The sequence below is a fragment of the Campylobacter geochelonis genome (genome assembly GCF_013201685.1).
Lineage (GTDB): Bacteria > Campylobacterota > Campylobacteria > Campylobacterales > Campylobacteraceae > Campylobacter_B > Campylobacter_B geochelonis.
In genome coordinates, this window is record NZ_CP053844.1 from 469,120 (window position 1) to 490,211 (window position 21,092).

Genomic DNA, 21,092 nt, shown 5'->3' on the forward strand with positions numbered 1-21,092 from the left:
ATAAAGTGATAAATTTTAAGAGCTTATAAAAGAAAATTATGCGATTATTACGCTTTTATAAATTTAAGGATAAATATGCAAGAGTTAGAAAATCACAACTTCACAAACCAAGGCGAACTCAAACGAAAGATGTCATCGCGCCACCTTTTTATGCTCTCTTTGGGCGGAGTTATCGGAACTGGACTGTTTTTAAGCTCTGGATATACTATCTCACAAGCTGGACCGTTTGGCGCGATAGTTGCGTATTTAGTCGGAGCGCTGGTAGTATATCTTGTCATGCTTTGTCTTGGCGAAATGGCGGTACAAATGCCAGTTAGCGGCTCTTTTGGCGTGTATGCAAGCAAATTTATCTCACCGGCGGCTGGATTTAGCGTAACGTGGCTTTATTGGATTTGTTGGGCTGTGGCACTTGGCACGGAGTTTATAGGAGCTGCGATTTTGATGCAAAGATGGTTTCCCGATATTGAAATTTGGGTTTTTGCCACTTTTTTTGCTGGGCTGATTTTTGCTATAAATGCTTTAAGTGTTCGCGCTTTTGCAGAAGCGGAGTTTTTCTTTTCAAGCATAAAAGTTATCGCTATTGTTGTATTTATCGTGCTTGGATTTGGCGCGATTTTTGGTTTTGTGAGTTTTGATGGAAGCAACGAAGCTGTTTTATTTTCAAATTTAACTCAAAATGGAGCTTTTCCAAATGGAGCTTTTGCGGTTTTAACGGTTATGCTTGCGGTTAATTACGCATTTTCTGGCACAGAGCTAATCGGCATAGCAGCGGGCGAGACTAAAGATCCAGACACGACAATCCCACATGCGATTAAAACAACTGTTTTTCGCCTTGTGATATTTTTCGTGCTTACGATGATAGTATTAGCCTCGCTTTTATCAATAAATGAGGCTGGAGTAACGCAGGCGCCGTTTGTTGTGGTCTTTGATAAGATGGATATACCATATGCTGCTGATATTATGAATTTCGTAGTCTTGACTGCGATACTTTCAGCTGGAAACTCTGGGCTTTATGCTTGCTCTCGTATGCTTTGGTCGCTTTCTAATGAGGGCATGATAAGTAGTTGGGTTGTTAAGATTGATAACAGGGGCGTTCCGATGAGAGCGCTTGTTTTATCGATGGTTGGCGCTGTTTTGGCGTTAGTTGCTAGCAAATTTGCTCCAGATACGATTTTTATAGCTCTTGTTTCGATTGCTGGATTTGCGGTTGTTGGAGTGTGGCTTTCGATACCGATTTCGCTTCTTGGTTTTAGAAAACAGTGGATAAAAGATGGTAAAAGTTTAGATGAACTTAAGTTTAAAACCCCATTTTTCCCATACATTCCATATATCGTTATAATTATACTTTTGCTTTCGCTTGTTTCGGTTGCGTGGGATAGTGATCAAAGGGCTGGGTTGATTTTTGGGTTGCCTTTTGTTGGATTTTGTTACTTGTATCACTACTTAAAATCAAGGTGCAAACGTGGGTAAATTTAGAGATTTGCTGGAAAAGAAGCGCTTTGTTTTACTTGATGGAGCGCTTGGAACACAGCTTGAAAGAAGTGGGTTTGATATAAGTGGTGAGCTTTGGAGCGCTAGATTTATCCTTGAAAATCCACAAGCTTTGAGTCAAATTCACGCAGACTATCTAAAAGCTGGGTGCGATATCATTACAACTTCAGGTTATCAAGCCTCTTTTAAAGCGCTTTGCGAGTATGGTTTGAGTGCAAATTTGGCTTTAAATATGATAAAAAAGACAGTTTTTATAGCAAAAGATGAGGTTAAAAAGGCTAAAAGTAGCGCACTAGTTGCGGCTAGTTTTGGACCATATGGAGCGTATTTGGCTGATGGATCTGAATTTAGCGGAAGTTACAATCTTAGTCAAGATGAGTATTTTGAGTTTTACAAACCAACGATTAAAGCTGTTTTAGAAGCTAAAGCAGATGTGCTGTGCTTTGAAACGATACCAAATTTTGATGAAATAAGGGCGCTTTGCGCTCTTTTAAAGAGCGAATTTAATGGGTGCGAAGCGTGGATAAGTTGTAGTGCTAAAAATGAGTCACAAATTTGTGATGGAAGCTTGATTGGTGAGGTTGCTAGCTTTTTAAACGAGCAAGAAAATATAGTCGCTTTTGGGATAAACTGCACGAAAGCTAAGTTTTTTAACGCACTTTTAAAGGCAATAAGTTTTGTTAGTAACAAGCCTTTGATAGCCTATCCAAATGGCGGTGGCGCTTATGATGGGGCTACTCAAAGTTGGATTTGCGATAAAACTCATACCGATTTAGATGAGAGTTTTTTAGCGTGGGCTAAGCTTGGAGTGCGGATTATGGGAGGGTGTTGTAACACAACCCCAGAAGATATCGCAAGGTTAAAAGTTGTAATGGATAGGAAAAATAATCAAATTTAAGTTAAGGCTAAATTTACAAGAGTTTTTGCTTGTATTTTAACTTTTTAGCTTGGCGATAAAATAAGCTATAAATTTAGATATTATGATAAATCAAAACAGCTTGTTTTAAATTTAGTTTTTAACTTAAATTTGATAAAGCAAACTTGAACTAGTTAAAACTTTTGGCTAAATTATGATATTTTATAGTAAAAGCGGTATAAATTTATATATAATTTGGCTATTTTAATAAAGTGATTATTAAGTTAGAATTAACTTTTTATCGATTTTTTTAAAGATTAACAAATTTTTTAAAAAATCTTAAATAAGTTTCGCTAAAACCGCTAAAATGCTTGAAAAAAAAGCATAAATTTGATATAGTTCAAAAATTTTTTATGGAGCAGTGTATGACATACGATGAATTAGAGCTTGAAGCCTATCTTTTGGAAGTTTTGGAAGAGTATAAGGATTTTGATAATATGGATGATGAAGAGTTATATGAACTGATGGTTAAAGTTGCTAGTTTTATGGATGAAGACTACGAAGAGGCATATGAATATATAAGTCAGTTTAACCCGATTGACAAAAAGCGTATCTTAGCGCTAGATTTACCTAGATAATCACCCCAATGTTACGGCTGCGATGGCAAAACCGCCATCGTGACTTATGCTTAGGCTTGATTTTGTGAAGTTAAATTTACTTAGTGTAGTTTCTTTAAATTTAAGTTTTGGTGCACCTTTTATATCTTTGTAAATTTCAACATCTAAAAAAGAAAATTCCTCTCCAATGCCAACTCCAAGTGCTTTTGAAATAGCCTCTTTGGCTGCATAAAAACCGGCTAAACTAGCATCTGTTTTGGCAAGTTTTATCTCATTTTCGCATAAAAACCTTGTTAAAAATTTATCTCCAAATTTTTCTTTTAAGTTTGAAATTCGAGAAATTTGAACTATATCGATACCAAGCATTTTTTTCCTTAATCAAAGCTATAAATTTAAAAACCCTTTAATCCCATCAAAAATAGTCTGAGCAGAAAGCCCTGCTAGTATTAGCCCTGTTAGTTTTGACATGATTAAAAGTCCTTGTTTGCCTATGATTTTTTGTATAAAGTTTGTGGAGTAAAGCATAAGCCCTATAAGCACAACAGCGCAAATCAAAGATAAGCTAACTGCTAAAAGCTCCTTGTTTTCATACGAAATTCCAAAAACCAAAAGCATACCAACTGTGCCAGGTCCTATGGTTATGGGTATAGCAAGTGGGACGACTGCGATTTCGCTAAGGGATTTTGTGTTTGACTTACTATCATCTTTGCTACCTTTGACTAGTTCAACTGCAGTTAGAAAAAGTATCGCTCCAGCGCCTATTTTAAATGCATCAATCGTGATGCCAAACACGTTAAAAATGTGTTTTCCAAAAAATAAAATCACAAGACAAATAACGATAATCGAAAATGCAACCTTGATAGCAAGGAGCTTTCGCTCTTTTGTCGTAGCATCTTCTGTCATGCTCATAAAAACTGAAAGCACAAAAAATGGTGTCATGATAAAAAACATTTTCACGGTGTTACTGATAAAAAAATCCATCCCAAGCTCCAAGAAATTTAAGCACAATTATACCAAATTTAGCTTATTTAAGGTTTGCTTTTATCAAAACAGGCTGGCTAGAAGGCAAATTTATTAAATTAGATTAAATTTATTTTGTAAATTTATAAATTTCTTAAATAAGTTGTAAAATCATTCTGATACTTAGTGCAAATGGTATAAGCGCAAAGATTTTTTTGACATTTTTAGATGGAATTTTATGTATTAGCTTAACTCCAAGTGGCGCAAAAAAATAACTTGCCGTCGCTACAAAGAAAACGGCTATGAAATTTACATAACCAACTGTAAAATTAGCAAACGATGAGTCCTGCCAGCCATATACGATATATCCGATAGTCCCTGAAATAGCCAGCGGAAAGCCAACAGCAGAAGATGTTCCTATGGCTTTTTTGATATCAATGCCTTGCCAAGTAAGAAAGGGCACAGTTAAAATTCCACCACCAATAGAAACTAAAGATGAGATAATGCCTATGCCACCACCTGCGGCAAATTGAAATTTTGCTGGAAGCAAACGCTCTTGTTGGGCTGTTTTAGTTGATGAAAAGAACATATTTAAAGATGAGTAAAACATAAAAATAGAAAATATAATAGCTAGATAAAACGAGCTTATAACAGAGGCGATAAATGCGCCAACAAGCGTTCCTATGACAACGCCAGGAGCTATCATCTTAAAAACTTGCCAGTGGACTGATGACTTTTTGTTATGGGCTTTAAAACTTGAAAAAGATGTGATGATGATACTGCACATGCTTGTGCCAAGTGCAAGATGCAAGACTTGATCGCTTGCAATGCCATTGTACAAAAATATCGATGTTAAAATAGGAACTAAAACCCCACCGCCACCTATGCCAAACATACCGGCGACGATTCCTACAAAAGCACCAAGAGCTAGCAAAGATATAATGGTTTCATAATTTAACATGCCATGCCTTATAAATTTAGTTAAAGATGTATTTTACCAAAATAGTTAAAAATAGCGCAACAAAAGTAATAAAACTTAGCTTTTTCTATCGATATAGTGAAGCACAAAAGCAAAGATAAGTGCGCTTATGATAAGGATTAAAACAACATAATATGTCCCACCAGTTCCACTTGAAAATGGAAGCGATGATGTGTTGATACCAAAAAATCCAACTATAAAATTTAGTGGCAAAAATATACCAGAAAGCATGGTTAGCGCATAGAGAGATTTTTGAATTTTTTCATCTTTATATGTTGAGTGAACCATATAAATGGTGTCTAAATTCTCTATGGCGTAATCTGTGTTTTTGTTTGAGCGCTGAATATGCTCTAACAAATCATCAAATTTGATATTTAAATCTTGATTTTCAGAGTGGTAAAATTTAAGAAATTCTTTAAAAGCTTCATCTGCTTTGGACAAAACTCTTGACATTTTTATGAGATTACTTTTGTTAAAAAACCAAATTTTGTTAAAATTATCCAAATCTTGATTTTCATAAAAGCGGTTTTCTAGCTTCTCGATTTTATTAGATAAGATGGCTACTATCTCTAAAATTTTATTTATCTTTGGATCTAAAAACTCAAACAATGCGTCATATCCATCTATTTTGATGAAATTGTCACCATCAAAGTGATAAATTTTGTTATTTTCTATGATTAAATTTAGATTAAATGGCTCTATTTTTTTATCTTTTAGCGTAAAAAGCTTCAAGATAAGTATGTTGTAGTTGCTGTTTTGTATAAAAGCGGAGTTATGTTTTGAGCTTTTTATATCTTCTAAGTGAAACTCATTTAACTTAACCATTCATAACCACGCTTTTAAAGTTGTATTAGAAGACCCCCAAGTGGAGGTCTTTTTGCTAGTGTAGACTAGACCAAATTTTGTTTTTCCAAAGTCCTGCAAAAACAGCTAGTATCACGAAGTATATCATGATATAAACAGATGTTTTCTCTCTTTCAGATTTTTTGCTATCGCCTACTTTTTCCATATATGCGATAATCTTAGCCTCTGAAGCTTGATTTAGTCCAACACGTGGCATAGCAGTTCCAGGAAGCATTTTTTGAGTATCATTTATAAAGTTATGAAGATAGTCTGCGTTTCTTGATCTAATATACATAGATAAATCAGGCGGAGTTGAACCCATAAAGTGAGCAACACTTTGTTTGTTTCCATCTGTAAATACCTTGTCGTATTTCATGTCATGACATCTTTGGCAAGCATCTTTAAATACTTGTTTGCCATCAACTTCTTTTGGCGCGATTGATTTAAGATATGCAACGATATCTGCAATCTCTTGATTTAAATCCCCACCAAGACCGAAAAATCCAGGCATTGGGTGTGGATGCTCGTCGTTAAATTTATGAGAAACTTTCATAGCCATAACTGGATCTTTTATAAGTGCAGCTAAGAATTTGCCATCATAAATAGCACCAGCTGTGCTTAAATCAGGCGGATTGACACCATAAGCTTCGCTTGAAGTTTTTGAATCCATCGCAGCTGGTATATTTGCAACTTCTAAACCATGACACGCCGTACAACCAGCTGACATAAATGTCTCTGCGCCAGTTGTTGCATTTCCTTTGCTTAAATCGATTTTGTTAATCTCGCTCCAAAAGATAGTGTATTTATCATTTGTAGCTTTAGCATCGTTTAAAGTTTTTTTAGCGCTGTTTATCAAATCGTCATTTTTAGAAGCTTCGGCAACTTTTAGCGCAGCTTCTGCTTTTGTGACATTAGTTTTATCAAGTGCTAAATCTTCGGCAGCAAAGTCGTAGTTAGCAGGAGCAACATGAGGATGTAACTTTGTATGAGCGTATGGCTCAACACCCCAATAAAGGGCGCCTACGGCTACTAAAACTATTATTAGTGTTTTTAACTCTTTCATATTTAACCCCTTTTTCTCTCTGCTATAGTAATAAGTGGCAAGCATACTACAAGCAATATAATATAAAGAATAGAAAGCACAAAGCCTATGTATGTATTATCTATACCGCCGGTTATGCCATCAGCAGGAAGTTTACCAAATACGCTAAGAAGTATAAGATCGATAATCAAAACCCAAAACCAGATAAAAAATGCTTTGTTTTTATGCGCAGGTGCGACAACATCGCTTCTATCAAACCATGGGATAAATATCAAGCTCACACCAGCAAACGCAAATGCGATTAAGCCAATGTCTGCTGCTTTCATAGGACCAACATCAAAGAAAAAGCCTCTTAAAATTTCATATTCCCACAAGAAATACCACTCAGGATATATATGCGGTGGCGTTTTTAGACTATTTGCTGGATCAAAGTTAATCGGATCCATTGCAAAGTTAAAGTTAAAGCCAACAAGGTAGAAGAAAAATACCATAAAGATAGATACATAAAAGAAATCTTTTGATAAAAATCCCGGCCAAAAAGGTATAACTTTTGACTCAGCAGTTTTTCCCTCAAGGTATTTATCAGCTTCTAAGTCAAAGTCAATCTCTTCGCCCTCAAGGTTGTTAACATGAGGAAATCTTAAAGCATAGAAGTGAAATGCTATAACAGCTATGATTACTATAGGAAGTAAACAAACATGAAGCATGAAAAATCTAGTAAGAGTTGGATCGCTAACAGCATAATCTCCTCTTATCCACTCAACAACAGCAGGTCCTATGACTGGAATTCCACCAAAAAGTTGAGTTATAACTTGTGCTGCCCAGTAGCTCATCTGTCCCCAAGGAAGCATATATCCACTAAAAGCTTCAGCAGAAAAGATTAAAAATAGTAAAATTCCGCTCACCCATATCATCTCACGACCTTGTTTGTAAGAGCGGTAGTAAATCGCTGTGAAAGTGTGGATGTAGATGATTAGAAATGTTACAGAAGCAGCAATCGCGTGGATATGTCGCCATAGCCAGCCGTATTCGACTTCTTGCATTATAGTGTAGTTTACACTATCAAAAGCTAAGTTTGCATCAGGCTTATAATACATCATAAGCATAAGTCCGCTTACAAAAAGCAGAATAAAAAGTGTCATTAATATAACGCCCATAGCCCAAAGAAAGTTTATGTTTTTTGGTATCCAATACTCGCTAACCATAACTTTCCAAAATTTAGTTGTAGCTAGTCTTTGATCAAACCAATCCCCAAGACTAGTAGCTTTTCTTATATGTGCCATTTACCTCTCCTTATGCTTGACTAACAAGTTTTTCGTACTCAGGCCCAGTTTCGCCAAGTACAAGTTTTGTGCCATCTATCTTAAACGGTGGTATATCAAGAGGGCGTGGAGGAGGGCCAAATATGTTGTTTCCGCTGACATCAAAGATGCCTCCATGACAGGCGCATACAAATTGACCGCCTTTGTAGCTAGGGATACAACCAAGATGCGTACAAAGCCCTATACAAACTGTATATCTTGCACCGCCAACCACTACATCGCGTTTCGCGTCATTTTTCATATCCGCGGTTTTTTTGAGGATGAAGATCGGTTTTTTTCTCCACTCTACTTGATAAAGCTCCCCATCTTTTATCGGACTAAGATCTACTGTGGTAAATCCGGCAGCCTTTACGCTAGGAAGCGGATCCCAAGTTTTCTTGAGTGCAACAAGAGAGAAAATTCCCCCCACTGCTGCGACCGCACCAAAGGACATACCGATAAAATTTCGTCGATCGTTTTTTTCAACAGACATCGTATCTTCCTTAAAAATAAAATAATATTTGCATTCTACCTAATTTTTTATTAAAAAGTTATGATTTAGAAATATTTTTTTAAAAATTTAAGCAAAATTAAAATGCAATTACATTATAAATTTGCTAAACCATTTGCTTTAAAATATATATTTTATATAAGAGTGGTTAAATTTAGATAATTTAATCACTATTTTTTAAAGTAATAAATCCAAATCAATCTTTTAAATTCTCTCCAACTTGCTCTTTAAAATGTTTGATATTGATATGCAAAATATCAATCGCAGCAGGTGTTACACCACTTATCTCGCTTGCTGCAAAAAGAGTTGGTGGGTTAAATTTATTTAATTTTTCGATTATCTCTTTGCTAATACCAGAAATTTTAGAAAAGTCTAAATTTGGTGGAATTTTCACGCTCATCAAGCCTTTCATCTTCTCAACTTCGCTTTTTTGGATTTGGATATAAAAGAAATATTTGCACTCGATTAAAATTTGCTCTAACACATCTTCGCTAAAGCTTAAAAACAGCTCATTTAGTTTTTTTAGCTTTTCAACTGTAAAGCTTTTCCTGCCAACTATCTTTTGTAAGCTCGCATTTTGGCTAATTGGCTCTTCATCCAGACTTGCTAAAAGCTCCAAAGTCGGCTTTGATGGTGTTACGACTGTATTTGTTAAAAAGTCCATTCCTCTTTGAATTTCATTTTTGAAATTTAGAACTTTTTCATAATCTTCTTGACTCAAAAGTCCGATTTCGCGCCCGTATTTGCTTAGTCTTAAAGTCGCGTTATCCTCTCTTAAAAGCAGCCTAAACTCAGCTCTACTTGTAAACATTCTATATGGCTCTTTTGTCCCTTTTGTTACCAAATCATCGATTAAAACGCCGATATATGCCTCATCACGCCTAAAAACAAGCGGCTCTTTTTCTCTTAAACTTTGCACCGCGTTAATGCCTGCCATCAGCCCTTGCGCACCTGCTTCTTCATATCCTGTTGTGCCGTTGATTTGCCCAGCTAAAAACAGCCCCTTGACTTTTTTTGTCTCAAGTGAGTGTTTTAGCTCGGTTGGATTTACATAATCATACTCTATAGCGTATCCGTGGCGAACGATTCTAGCGTTTTCAAAGCCTTTTATGCTTTTTATAAACTCAACTTGTACATCATAAGGCAAAGATGTGCTAAGCCCGTTTACGTAGTATTCGCTTGCATCTTTTGTTTGTGGTTCGACGAAGACATGGTGGCGCTCTCGTTCGCTAAAACGGTTAATTTTATCTTCAATACTTGGGCAATACCTTGGTCCAACGCCTTCGATTTGTCCTGTAAAAAGTGGCGCGCGGTCGAAATTCGAGCGGATTATCTCGTGAGTATTTAAATTCGTATATGCGATATAACAAGGAAGTTGCGTTGGGTTAAAATTTTTAGTTTTAAAGCTAAAAGGGTGTGGTTTCTCATCCCCATCTTGAAGCTCTAACACGCTAAAATCAATACTCTTAGCATCGATTCGTGGGCAAGTTCCAGTCTTTAATCGCCCCATATCAAGACCTAAAGATTTAAGCGAGATTGAAAGCTCTTTGCTGCTTAGTTCGCCAACTCGCCCAGCTTCAAGCTTGTTAAATCCAACGTGTATTATCCCGTTTAGAAATGTTCCAGTTGTGATGATAAGGTGGTTTGTGTTGTAGGTGTTATCAAGGTGTGTTTTTACGCCTATTATCTGGTTATTTTTAGTTAAAATTTGTGTTGCAATCTCTTGTGAGATATCTAAATTTGGAGTATTTAACAGCAAATTTCTCATATAAATTCTGTATTTATCCATATCGATTTGCGCTCTTGAGCCTCTAACTGCTGGACCTTTGCTTTCATTTAGTATACGAAACTGAATCCCGCAATTATCAGTTGTCTCTCCCATCGCGCCACCAAGTGCGTCAATTTCTTTTACAAGATGTCCCTTTGCAAGTCCACCGATAGCTGGGTTACAGCTTGTTGCTCCGATTTGTTCAGCAAGAATTGTTATAAGTAAAGTTTTAGCGCCCATTTTTGCAGCTGCTAAACACGCTTCAATGCCAGCGTGTCCGCCACCAACGACGATTACATCATAATTCATTAAATTTAATCCTTAATTTAGAAAACCTATATTTTATCTAAATTTTGATTTGAAGATTATAAAATTTTGAAATTTATCTCTGTTTTTTGCTTGATAAAAATAAGAAATTTAGCTTAAATTACTAAAAATTATCTAAATTTAATAGAATTTAAGTATAAATTTAAGCTATATTATAATTTTTAATTATTAAAATTTTCTTTCCCTAAAACGATATCTATAAAACGCATGCTACCACTAACAATGCGATTATAACTATTATATAAAAATAATTTTTTGCCTTTAAATTAGCAGTAAAAACAAGATTTGTATCAGGAAAAGTAAATTTATCCACTCTTTAACACGTGATAAATAACGCAAAAATTGCTAAATTTTTCAAAAAGTTTAGTAAAATACTGGACAAAAGATAACTAAAACCATATTTTGTGCTATTTTAAACAAACTCATCAAAAAATTTTTATAAAACTCATTACAAAAACAACCAAGCCTGCTAGGAGCATAAAATTTAAAAAATATGTTATACTTTTTAGAAAAAAGAGCGTGAAAATGTTTAATGGATTAATCAAAGAAGTGGCTAAAGTAGCAAGCTTTAGCGGGAATTTGTTGCGTTTAGAGGCTAAATTTAGACCAAATTTAGGCGATAGTATCGCGGTAAATGGAGCGTGTTTAAGCGTGGTTGAGCTGTTTGATGGCGGATTTAGCGTTGAGTTAAGCCACGAAACAAGAAAGCATATCGTGCTTGAAAACTTAAAAAACAAAGTTCACATCGAACCGGCAATGCGCTTAAACGATAGGCTTGATGGGCATTTACTGCAAGGTCATATTGATGCGATTGGCGAGATTGTGAATATAAAAAAAGATGAAAACGGAGTTGATTTTTTCATAAAACTCCCACGCGAAGTTATGCCGCTTATGGCGAACAAAGGCAGTGTGGCGGTTGATGGCGTGAGCTTGACTATAAATGAAGTTTTAAATGAACAAATTCGCCTAACAATCATACCTATAACCTTTCGCGAGAGCCTATTTTGCGAGTTTAAAGTCGGTAGGCGAGTAAATATAGAAAGCGATTTGCTAGCTAGATACGTAGCGCGTCAGCTTGGGTTTAAAAAGGAGCTTTCATGGGAAATGGTCGAGAGAATTTCAAGCCTTTATTAGATGATGGGCGCGTAGTTTTAGGCTTTAGCACGCGTTTTGGTGGGGTTAGCAAAGGTGTTTACGGTAGTTTAAATTTAGCTTTTCATGTTGGAGATAATCCGCTTGATGTGCTTAAAAATCGCGAAATTTTGGCTTTGAATTTAGGATTAGATGATTTGATTTTTTTAAATCAAGTTCATGGAAGTGAAATTTGTGTTGTTGATGAAACATTTAGAGTTGAATTTAGAGCTAAATTTAACCAAATTTTAACTAAATTTAACCTAGGCTCAAGCGGTTTTGATAGTATAAATTTAGCTAAATTTAGTGATGAGCTTTTAGCCATTTATCCAACAAGCGATGCTGTTATAACGGATTTGCGTGGCGTTGGGATTTGTGTTATGGTAGCAGACTGCTCGCCGATTTTGCTTTATGATAAGGTGCGAAAAGTTGTGGGCGCGGTTCATGCTGGACGAGCTGGAGTTATGCAAAAAATTTTAAGTAAAACTGCACGAAAAATGGGCGAAATTTATGGCTTAAATTTGAAAGATTTAGAAGTATTTATCGGCGCAAATATAAAAGGAAGTTGCTACGAGGTGGCTGGGCTTAGCTTAGGCGAGTTTGAGGGATATAAAAAAGATGATAAATTTGATATGAATTTGGCTTTACTTGATGAACTAAAGGAGCTTGGTGTAACAAAGTACCATTTTAGCGATGTTTGCACGCATTGTGATAAGAGGTATTTTTCTTACAGAAGAGATGGTGTTACTGGTAGATTTGTTGGATACGTGGCGTTAAGGAAGTAGTATGAGGCGAAAAGATAGAGAGATAACGGACAGGCTAAAAATAGAAAGTATTATAAAAAATACTCATATTTGTTCGCTTGGGATGAACGATAATGGTGAAATTTATGTAATAGCGTTAAATTTTGGCTATAAATTTGATGATGAAAAGCTTTATTTGTATTTTCATAGTGCAAAAACTGGGCGAAAAATTTCTATCATGACAAAATCTCCAAAAGTGGGCTTTGAAATGCATTCAAACACGAGTTTAATGATAGGCGAAACCGCTTGTAAATACAGCTATACTTATGAAAGTGTTGTTGGAAATGGGATTATAAATTTTATAAATGATGATGAGAAAAAGGCTGAAATATTAGAGCTAATTATGCGTCATGAAACAGATAAAGAGTTTAAATTTAGCTCTGAAATGCTGCAAAATGTAGCAGTTTTTGAGCTTGTAGTTCAAAATTTCTCATGCAAAGTTCATAAATAATATTTATAAAATTATTTTTATGTTAAGCAAATTTTGCTTTCAAAATTTAAATTTAAAATATTTATTTTATGATTGTTTTAGCATCATATTTGCATAAAATTTATAAAAATTTTAGTTGGTTTTATGTTTATTTTATGGCTTTTTGCGGTTTGTAAATTTTACTTTTTTGGATATAAATTTGCTTTGCATACTAAATTTATTAAATAGAGCACTTATATCTTAAAATTTATTTCTATTTTTTGATAATTTGTGTAGTTTATATGATTTCATAAATTTACTTCGGATATGAATTTGAGCTTTATATGCATTGGAATTTTAATTATTTTCTAAATTTTAAATACTACACAGTTTTTATATGTTTTGACATAGTTTAAATTTGCCGCATTTTTGTGCGAATTTATCTTGTTTGGCGTGTTTGGCGTGTTTGGCGTGTTTGGCGTGTTTGGCGTGTTTGGCGTGTTTGGCGTGTTTGGCGTGTTTGGCGTGTTTGGCGTGTTTGGCGTGTTTGGCGTGTTTGGCGTGTTTGGCGTGTTTGGCGTGTTTGGCGTGTTTGGCGTGTTTGGCGTGTTTGGCGTGTTTGGCGTGTTTGGCGTGTTTGGCGTGTTTGGCGTGTTTGGCGTGTTTGGCGTGTTTGGCGTGTTTGGCGTGTTTGGCGTGTTTGGCGTGTTTGGCGTGTTTGGCGTGTTTGGCGTGTTTGGCGTGTTTGGCGTGTTTGGCGTGTTTGGCGTGTTTGGCGTGTTTGGCGTGTTTGGCGTGTTTGGCGTGTTTGGCGTGTTTGGCGTGTTTGGCGTGTTTGGCGTGTTTGGCGTGTTTGGCGTGTTTGGCGTGTTTGGCGTGTTTGGCGTGTTTGGCGTGTTTGGCGTGTTTGGCGTGTTTGGCGTGTTTGGCGTGTTTGGCGTGTTTGGCGTGTTTGGCGTGTTTGGCGTGTTTGGCGTGTTTGGCGTGTTTGGCGTGTTTGGCGTGTTTGGCGTGTTTGGCGTGTTTGGCGTGTTTGGCGTGTTTGGCGTGTTTGGCGTGTTTGGCGTGTTTGGCGTGTTTGGCGTGTTTGGCGTGTTTGGCGTGTTTGGCGTGTTTGGCGTGTTTGGCGTGTTTGGCGTGTTTGGCTGACGAAAATGATATATTAAAGTAGCGTTGAAAGAATTAAGTTTAAAATTTTAAGTAGTAACTAGCTATTTAAACTAACAGAAATCTTAAAAATTTATAATTTTTTATTATCAAAAAAAGAATTATTAAATTTAAAGTAAAAATTGGCAAAAATTTATTTTGGTGACACTGGTTTATATAGCGAAATTAGTGGTATTTTAAAAAATTATATTTTATTTGATGAGCCATTTTACAAATTTTAGTTTTAAAATTTTAAGTGTAGTTTATAATAATTTGATTAAATTTTGTTTATTAAAATCCATATTAATATATTTAATTATAAATATTTAAAATAATTTAATTATAACTCACTCCATAAAGTAAGTAGTATAAATTTAAACAAAGTAAAATAAATATAAATTTAAAAATAATTATATAAAATTCCCAAATTTCGTTCAAATATTAAATTTAAAATGCAAATTTTATAAATTTTAAGGTATAAAATTCAAGGTTAAAATAAGCAAAATTCAATATCTTTAACCAAATTTTAAATCATAGCATAGCAGAAAATACAGAAAATCAAACGTATTTACTAAGCAAAGTTTTAGCCAGAAAAATAGGCAAAAAGTATAAATTTAACTTTAAGAATTTACTAAATTTATACTTCTTGTGGCGAAATTTTCAACATCTTCTTTATCATGAGTTACTAAAATCGAAGTAGTGTTAAATTTGGTCAAAATTTCTTTAACTTGAGTGCGAATTTCGGCTTTTAAATGTGAGTCAAGCGCAGAAAATGGCTCATCTAGCAAAAGCAGTTTTGGGCTTGGAGCAAGCGCCCTTGCAAGAGCGACGCGTTGTTGTTGTCCACCACTTAGGGTGTGTGGATAAACTTTAGCAAAATCTTGCAAACTAACAAGCTCTAAAAGCTCATCAACTTGTTTTAAAACATCTTTTTTGCTAAGTTTGTTTTGTATACCAAATGCGATATTTTCTCTTACATTCAGGTGCGGAAAAAGCGCGTAGTCTTGGAAAAGATAGCCGATGTTTCGCTTGTTTGCTGGAGTAAAAGTTATATCTTTTTCTTCTAACAAAATTTTTCCACTTTGTGCCATTTCAAAACCAGAAATTAGCCTTAAAATGGTGCTTTTACCACTTCCACTCGCCCCGCAAATCGCCAAATGCTCACCACAATTTAAGACCAGATCAAAATCACTTATAATTTTTTCTTTTTTATAGGCAAAATTTAGCCTAGTAATTTGCAAAAAACTCAAAATTTATCCTTTTTTTGAAGCTTATAAAAAACCGATAAAAGCACAAAGCAAAAAATGATGATAATCAGCGAAGGAACGGCTGTCATGGCTAGTTGCTCATCACTTGCGTATCTGTCAATCTCAAATGCCAATGTTCTAAAATTTGGTGCAGAAAGCAAAGAAGAGAGCGGTAATTCTTTTATAATTTCAATAAAAATAAGTATAAAAGCACTATAAATGCTTGTTTTTATCATCGAAAAATCAACTTTAAAAAATGTCACAAGTCTTCCATAACCAAGGCTCAAACTCGCCTCATAACAGCTCTTGCCACAGCGGTTTAGCCCAGCTTCAATGCCGTTATATCCAAGCGATAAAAAGCGAATCACATAAGCAAAAATCAAAATAATAGGGCTAAGCGTTAAAAAAAGGCTCTTGTTTATGCCAAAAAAGTGGTAAATTCCGGACAAATTTTTATCAAGCCAGATAAAAATCACAAGCATTCCAATAGCGATGATTGAGCCAGGAATAGAGTATCCCATGTTTGCTAGAGCGTTTGATAGCTCTTTGGTTTTGCCTTTTTGTGAGCGCGAAATGGTGGTTAAAAACAAGCTTATGATGATGATAAAAATAGTAGAAAAAACTGTTAAAAGCAAGGTATTTGCGCTGATATTTATGATATGAGCCCAATCAACATCGCTAAAACTTCGCTTTAACCAAATGCTTAAATTTATCATAGGAAACAAAAAAGAGATAAAAAATATTATAAAAAATAGCCCAACAACGATATTTTGAGCTTTTTTTGAAAGCTTTTGACGTTTAAAAACCTTTTGTTTGCTTGTAGTAACTGCATATGGTTTTCTAAAAATTCGCTCCACAAACATAAGAAAAAACACGATAAAAAGCAAAATTCCAGCCAGTTTTATAGCTGCGTTTATATCGCCATATCCAACCCAAGCTTTATAAATTCCAGTGCTAAAAACATGCACGCCATAGTAGTTTGGTGTGCCAAACGCATTTAGACTTTCCATAACGCAAAGCCCAGCACCAGCGACAATCGCAGCTTTGCTTAGCGGCAAAATCACGCGGAAAAATATACAGGTATTACTTTTGCCAAGACTTTTTGCACTTTCGATTAAATTCATTGAAAATTTAGCCAAAAATCCTCGCAAAATAATATAAACATATGGATAAAATGAGATTGTAAAGATAAAAATCGCACCGTAAATATTCATCATATCAAAGTGAAGTTTAATCCCAAAATTTTGCCTAAGCCATACAACAAGCCAACCAGAATAGCTAAAAAAATCAGCGTATAAGTAGGCAAAAAGATAGTTTGGCACAGCAAATGGAAGCACGAGTGCGAAGTTAAAAAACTTTCTAAATTTAAACTCATAAAACGCTTCAAAATACGCTAAAAAAACGCCGATTATAGTAGTAAAAATCGCAGTGAAAAATATGATAATCAAGCTATTTACAAAATACTCTTTTAAAGATGAATTAAGCAAAGTTTTTGTCTGCTCACTTGTTTCATTAAATAAATTAAAAAGTATGTAGATAATAGGAGTGATGATTAAAAATAGCACAAAATAGGACGCCAAAGTCCAAAAATCCAGCGTCCTAACAGTTCTTTTAAATTTAGTCAAAATCGCCTCTAGCTTATTTCCAATTTGCTTTATCGGCAATCTCTTGAGCTTTGACTAAGTTTTTGCCAATCTCGTCAAAATCAATCTTGCTTGCTTTAAACTCGCCCCAGTCTTTCATCACTTTTGGAAGTTTTACAGATGGGTTTGTCGGGAATTCAAAGTTGTTGTTTACAAACAGCTCTTGCGCTTTTGTGGTTGTTAAAAACTCTATAAATTTCGCCGCTTCATCGTAGTTTTTGCTATATTTTGTGATACCTGCGCCACTTAAGTTTATATGCGTTCCACCATCGTTTTGGTTAGGGAAAAATATACGCAATGTCTTATAAACTTCTTGTTCGACTGGGTCTTTTGAAACAGACATTCTACCGATATAATAGCTATTCATTATAGCGATCTCTCCCTCTCCTGCGACAATCGCTTTGGCTTGATCTCTATCGTTTCCTTTTGGACTTCGTGCGAAGTTTTTAACCAAACCATCAGCCCATTTTTGGGTAGCTTGCTCGCCATCTTTTGCTATTAAAAACGCGATTAAATGTCTGTTGTAAGAAGCGGTTGATGAGCGAGTTAGGATTTTATCTTTGAATTTAGGCTCACTTAAGGCTTCATAAGTTGAAAGCTCTTTAATATCGGTTTTTGCTGGATCATATGCAAGTATTCTAGCGCGATAAGTTACGCCTATCCAGTTTTTATCTTTATCCATTAAATTTGGACTAACATTTTTTTCAACCACTTTTGAATTTAAAGGTTGTAAAAGCCCTTTTGTCTTTGCGGTGTAAAGATCGCCAACGCCAACAGTCATAAACACATCAGCGGTTGTATCTTTGCCCTCAAGTTCAAGTTTTTGGATGAGAGATTGAACTTTATCTTGTATGACATTGACTTTTATGCCGGTTTCTTTTGTGAAAGCGTCGATTACAAGCTTATCTGAGTCGTAGTGTCGAGATGAGTAGACGTTGATGTCTGCAAACATAGCGGTTGCTGCAAAAAGCGACAGTAGTGTTGCTAATTTTTTCATGCAAATTATCCTTTTAGTATATATTGATATTAATTATCATTGATGCCCGAAATGATACAAAAAAATTCTTAAATTCAGATAAAATTTGTTTGATTTAAATTTTGCTTTAAATTCTCATAATTTTGTATAATTAATAACAATCTTGATTTTAATTATCATATTAGCTATACTTCGGTTACAAATTTTTATAAGGAATTTCATATGAAAAAAATTATCTCACTTCTAGCAGTTGGCGCGTTGGTATCAAGTCTTAGCGCTCATGATTTATGGAGCAGTGCAAAAAATGGTTCTGTTTTAAAAGCAGATATGGTCTATGGACATCACTTCCCGCAACCAGAGGCGATAGCAAAGGATAGAGTTAAGCTTTTTGAGCCGATGAAAGTGGTTGGAGATGGGTATGAAGAAACGCTTACTCAAAAAGGAGAAAATGATTATCATTTTGAAGGGAAAGGGCTTAAAAAGGGAACTTATTTGGTCTTGTCAAACTATAAACCAACAGCGTGGATAGAGAAAAAAGATGGTAAATGGGAGATGGATAAAACTAGAAAAGATACGAGCGAGGAAGTCGTTTATTGTGGTGTTTCAACGATGAGTGGAAAGATGATTTTAGTGGTTGATAATGACAGTGGCGAGTTTGCAACCAAAGCACTTGGCAAAGGACTTGAGTTTACTCCGATGCAAAAAGCAAGCAAGATTAAAAAGGACGCTTTGGTTAAATTTAGACTTACAAACGATGGAAAACCTGTTAAAAAAGCTAGCGTTGTTGGAAGCTATGGCGGATATGCAAACAATGATTTAGCTCAAGCTTTTACCGCTACGACTGATTTAAATGGTGAGTTTGAATTCCGCGCTTTAAAAAGTGGACTTTGGTATCTAAAAACTACTTTAAATACAGACAGTGGTGATAAAAACTGCGAAACAATCAACCAAAAAGCTAGCATCACATTTGATGTAAAATAGCTTGAATTATGCTAAATTTAGCCACGAAATTTGTGGCTAAATTTGACTTTGCACTTAAACATAACTAAAATTTAGCTTTATTTTAGTTAAATTTAGATAAAATCACAGCTTCATTTCACACACACTAATCCTAAATTTGGTTGCGAAATATCCGTTTTGTTAAGGAGTGTGGAGGAAAAAACTAAAATTTCAGGCACTAGCCTACAAGGAGAAACTCATGGTAACAATGAGAGATTTATTAGAGTGTGGCGTTCACTTCGGACACCAAACACGCAGATGGAACCCAAAGATGAAAAAATTCATTTTTGGCGAGAGAAAAGGTATCTATATCATAGATTTACAAAAAACTATTCGCTATTTCAGATATACATATAATGTAGTAAGAGACGCGGCAGCTGAGGGTAAAACAGTTCTTTTTGTTGGAACAAAAAAACAAGCTGGCCCAACTATAAAAGAGTTTGCTGAGAAATGTGGTATGCCATATGTAAATCACAGATGGTTGGGCGGTATGCTTACAAACTTTGGAACTATTCGCCAGTCAATCAGAAAACTTGAAGTTATCGAAGCTATGGAAGAGGACGGCTCAATCAACCTTTTAACTAAAAAAGAGGCATTGATGCTAAGACGCAAAAAAGAGAAGCTTGAGCTTTATCTTGGCGGTATAAGAAATATCAAAACTCTACCAGATATGATGTTTATCATTGATGTTGTAAAAGAGAAAATTGCAGTTGCTGAAGCAAACAGACTTCACATCCCAATCGTTGCACCACTAGATACAAACTGTGATCCAGATGTTGTTGATTTCCCAATTCCAGGAAATGATGATGCGATAAGAAGTGTTCAACTTTTCTGCCAAGAGATGGCTGAAGCGATTAACGAAGGAAAAGCACTAAGAGATCAAGATAGCGTTGAGGGAGATGAAAAAACTGCTCCAACTCAAGAAGAAAAAGATGAAGTCGTAGCTGAAGCAATCAGCGAAGAGGACTTTGTAGCAACAGAGGAAGAATAATGGAAATATCAGCAGCAATGGTTAAAGAACTGCGCGAATCAACTGGCGCAGGTATGATGGATTGTAAAAAAGCTCTTGTTGAAACAGATGGAGATATGCAAAAAGCGGTTGATCTTTTAAGAGAAAAAGGTCTAGGCAAAGCAGCTAAAAAGGCTGATAGATTAGCAAGCGAAGGTTTAGTTGGTCTAGTTATAAATGATGATAATACTAAAGCAACTGTTGTTGAGATTAACTCTGAGACCGACTTTGTTGCTAAAAATGATAAATTTATAAATTTAGTAAATGACACAGTAGCTCAAATTCAAAACAATGATATAAAATGTTTAGATTGTTTGCAATCAAGCACGATAAATGGCGAAAAATTTGAAGATTTCTTAAAATCACAAATCGCAACAATCGGTGAAAATATAGTTGTTAGAAGATTTGCAACTGTCGAAGATGACGCAGTTAGCGGATATATCCACTCAAATGGTCGCGTTGCTGTTATAATCGCTGCTAAATTTGGCAAAGCTGATAAGACAAAAGTTGTTGAGTTTTTGCGCCAACTTTGTATGCACGCAGCTGCGATGAAACCAAGCGTTATAAGCTATAAAGATTTGGATTTAGAGTTTGTAGAAAAAGAGTTTTTAGCGCTTAAAGGTGAGCTTGAAAAAGAGAATGAAGAGCTTGTTCGTCTTGGCAAACCACTTCATCATATACCTGAGTTTGCAAGTAGACTTCAATTAAGTGATGATGTAGTAGCAAAAGCAACAGAAAAAATCAAAGAAGAGCTAAAAGCAGAGGGCAAACCAGAGAAAATTTGGGATAGAATTCTACCTGGTAAAGTTGATAGATTCTTCGCTGATAACACAGTATTAGATCAACGACTTACACTTTTAGGTCAATTTTATGTACTGGATGATAAAAAAACTGTCGAGCAAATTATCGAAGAAAAGAGCAAAGAGCTTGGCGATACAATCACTTTAACTTCTTATGTTAGATTTGAAGTTGGAGAGGGTTTAGAGAAAAAAGTTGATGACTTTGCAGCAGAAGTTGCAGCACAAATCGGCTAA

The 21,092-nt window shown here is 35.3% G+C and carries 21 protein-coding genes; 10 read left to right on the plus strand and 11 right to left on the minus strand.

What is annotated here, in order from left to right:
- Window positions 1-75 precede the first annotated feature (75 nt).
- The 3 genes from CGEO_RS02260 (at window position 76) to CGEO_RS02270 (ending at window position 2,985) form a co-directional block, all read left to right on the plus strand.
- Entirely contained in the window at window positions 76-1,470 is a 1,395-nt protein-coding gene (locus CGEO_RS02260; protein WP_075540420.1) for an amino acid permease, read from the plus strand.
- Complete coding sequence (gene mmuM / locus CGEO_RS02265; RefSeq protein WP_075540421.1) at window positions 1,463-2,389, plus strand: homocysteine S-methyltransferase; 927 nt, start codon at window positions 1,463-1,465, stop codon at window positions 2,387-2,389. Before CGEO_RS02260 ends, mmuM begins: the two co-directional genes overlap by 8 nt.
- Before the next feature lie 383 nt (window positions 2,390-2,772).
- Window positions 2,773-2,985, plus strand: a complete 213-nt coding sequence (locus CGEO_RS02270) for a hypothetical protein (protein ID WP_075494131.1) — start codon at window positions 2,773-2,775, stop codon at window positions 2,983-2,985.
- On the opposite strand, the gene acpS is transcribed toward CGEO_RS02270, so the two are convergent.
- The 8 genes from acpS to mnmG all read right to left on the minus strand — a co-directional run bounded on the left by acpS (window position 2,986) and on the right by mnmG (window position 10,677).
- Window positions 2,986-3,330 (minus strand): holo-ACP synthase, encoded by a 345-nt coding sequence (gene acpS, locus CGEO_RS02275; protein WP_075494133.1) that lies wholly within the window; start codon window positions 3,328-3,330, stop codon window positions 2,986-2,988.
- Window positions 3,331-3,348: 18 nt separating this feature from the next.
- Entirely contained in the window at window positions 3,349-3,945 is a 597-nt protein-coding gene (locus CGEO_RS02280; RefSeq protein ID WP_075494135.1) for a MarC family protein, read from the minus strand.
- A gap of 133 nt (window positions 3,946-4,078) precedes the next feature.
- Complete coding sequence (locus tag CGEO_RS02285; protein ID WP_172658061.1) at window positions 4,079-4,885, minus strand: sulfite exporter TauE/SafE family protein; 807 nt, start codon at window positions 4,883-4,885, stop codon at window positions 4,079-4,081.
- A 75-nt stretch (window positions 4,886-4,960) separates the two neighbouring features.
- Window positions 4,961-5,728 carry a CorA family divalent cation transporter gene (locus CGEO_RS02290; protein ID WP_075531499.1) on the minus strand — a complete coding sequence of 256 codons (768 nt, stop codon included), beginning with the start codon at window positions 5,726-5,728 and terminating at the stop codon, window positions 4,961-4,963.
- 55 nt (window positions 5,729-5,783) lie between these two features.
- A complete protein-coding gene (locus tag CGEO_RS02295) occupies window positions 5,784-6,809 on the minus strand; it encodes a c-type cytochrome (RefSeq protein ID WP_075494139.1) in 1,026 nt (341 codons plus the stop codon).
- 2 nt (window positions 6,810-6,811) lie between these two features.
- Complete coding sequence (locus CGEO_RS02300) at window positions 6,812-8,071, minus strand: cytochrome b (RefSeq protein ID WP_075494142.1); 1,260 nt, start codon at window positions 8,069-8,071, stop codon at window positions 6,812-6,814.
- A 10-nt stretch (window positions 8,072-8,081) separates the two neighbouring features.
- Window positions 8,082-8,582 (minus strand): ubiquinol-cytochrome c reductase iron-sulfur subunit, encoded by a 501-nt coding sequence (gene petA / locus CGEO_RS02305; protein WP_075494144.1) that lies wholly within the window; start codon window positions 8,580-8,582, stop codon window positions 8,082-8,084.
- A 214-nt stretch (window positions 8,583-8,796) separates the two neighbouring features.
- Window positions 8,797-10,677, minus strand: a complete 1,881-nt coding sequence (gene mnmG, locus CGEO_RS02310; protein WP_075540422.1) for a tRNA uridine-5-carboxymethylaminomethyl(34) synthesis enzyme MnmG — start codon at window positions 10,675-10,677, stop codon at window positions 8,797-8,799.
- A 543-nt stretch (window positions 10,678-11,220) separates the two neighbouring features.
- On the opposite strand from mnmG, the gene CGEO_RS02315 reads away from it, so the two are divergent.
- The 4 genes from CGEO_RS02315 (at window position 11,221) to CGEO_RS02330 (ending at window position 14,187) form a co-directional block, all read left to right on the plus strand.
- Window positions 11,221-11,829 (plus strand): riboflavin synthase, encoded by a 609-nt coding sequence (locus tag CGEO_RS02315; RefSeq protein WP_075494226.1) that lies wholly within the window; start codon window positions 11,221-11,223, stop codon window positions 11,827-11,829.
- A complete protein-coding gene (locus CGEO_RS02320; RefSeq protein WP_075540423.1) occupies window positions 11,793-12,611 on the plus strand; it encodes a purine nucleoside phosphorylase YfiH/LACC1 family protein in 819 nt (272 codons plus the stop codon). Before CGEO_RS02315 ends, CGEO_RS02320 begins: the two co-directional genes overlap by 37 nt.
- A 1-nt stretch (window position 12,612) precedes the next feature.
- Window positions 12,613-13,080 (plus strand): pyridoxamine 5'-phosphate oxidase family protein, encoded by a 468-nt coding sequence (locus tag CGEO_RS02325; protein ID WP_075540424.1) that lies wholly within the window; start codon window positions 12,613-12,615, stop codon window positions 13,078-13,080.
- Window positions 13,081-13,467: 387 nt separating this feature from the next.
- Entirely contained in the window at window positions 13,468-14,187 is a 720-nt protein-coding gene (locus CGEO_RS02330; RefSeq protein ID WP_172658062.1) for a hypothetical protein, read from the plus strand.
- A 617-nt stretch (window positions 14,188-14,804) separates the two neighbouring features.
- Here CGEO_RS02330 and CGEO_RS02335 read toward each other — a convergent pair.
- From CGEO_RS02335 to CGEO_RS02345, 3 genes are read right to left on the minus strand one after another with little or no spacing between them, the layout of a single operon-like run.
- Entirely contained in the window at window positions 14,805-15,434 is a 630-nt protein-coding gene (locus tag CGEO_RS02335) for an ABC transporter ATP-binding protein (protein WP_075540299.1), read from the minus strand.
- Window positions 15,431-17,095: an ABC transporter permease gene (locus CGEO_RS02340; protein ID WP_242647997.1), complete on the minus strand. Its 1,665-nt coding sequence runs from the start codon at window positions 17,093-17,095 to the stop codon at window positions 15,431-15,433. The genes CGEO_RS02335 and CGEO_RS02340 overlap by 4 nt, the downstream gene beginning before the upstream one ends.
- Complete coding sequence (locus CGEO_RS02345; RefSeq protein ID WP_075494153.1) at window positions 17,070-18,071, minus strand: Fe(3+) ABC transporter substrate-binding protein; 1,002 nt, start codon at window positions 18,069-18,071, stop codon at window positions 17,070-17,072. Before CGEO_RS02345 ends, CGEO_RS02340 begins: the two co-directional genes overlap by 26 nt.
- A 201-nt stretch (window positions 18,072-18,272) precedes the next feature.
- Between CGEO_RS02345 and CGEO_RS02350 the strand changes: the two genes are divergently transcribed.
- From CGEO_RS02350 to tsf, 3 genes are all read left to right on the plus strand, one after another.
- Entirely contained in the window at window positions 18,273-19,031 is a 759-nt protein-coding gene (locus CGEO_RS02350) for a DUF4198 domain-containing protein (protein WP_075540298.1), read from the plus strand.
- Between the two features lie 217 nt (window positions 19,032-19,248).
- Window positions 19,249-20,040: a 30S ribosomal protein S2 gene (gene rpsB / locus CGEO_RS02355; RefSeq protein WP_075494155.1), complete on the plus strand. Its 792-nt coding sequence runs from the start codon at window positions 19,249-19,251 to the stop codon at window positions 20,038-20,040.
- Complete coding sequence (gene tsf, locus CGEO_RS02360; protein ID WP_075531503.1) at window positions 20,040-21,092, plus strand: translation elongation factor Ts; 1,053 nt, start codon at window positions 20,040-20,042, stop codon at window positions 21,090-21,092. Before rpsB ends, tsf begins: the two co-directional genes overlap by 1 nt.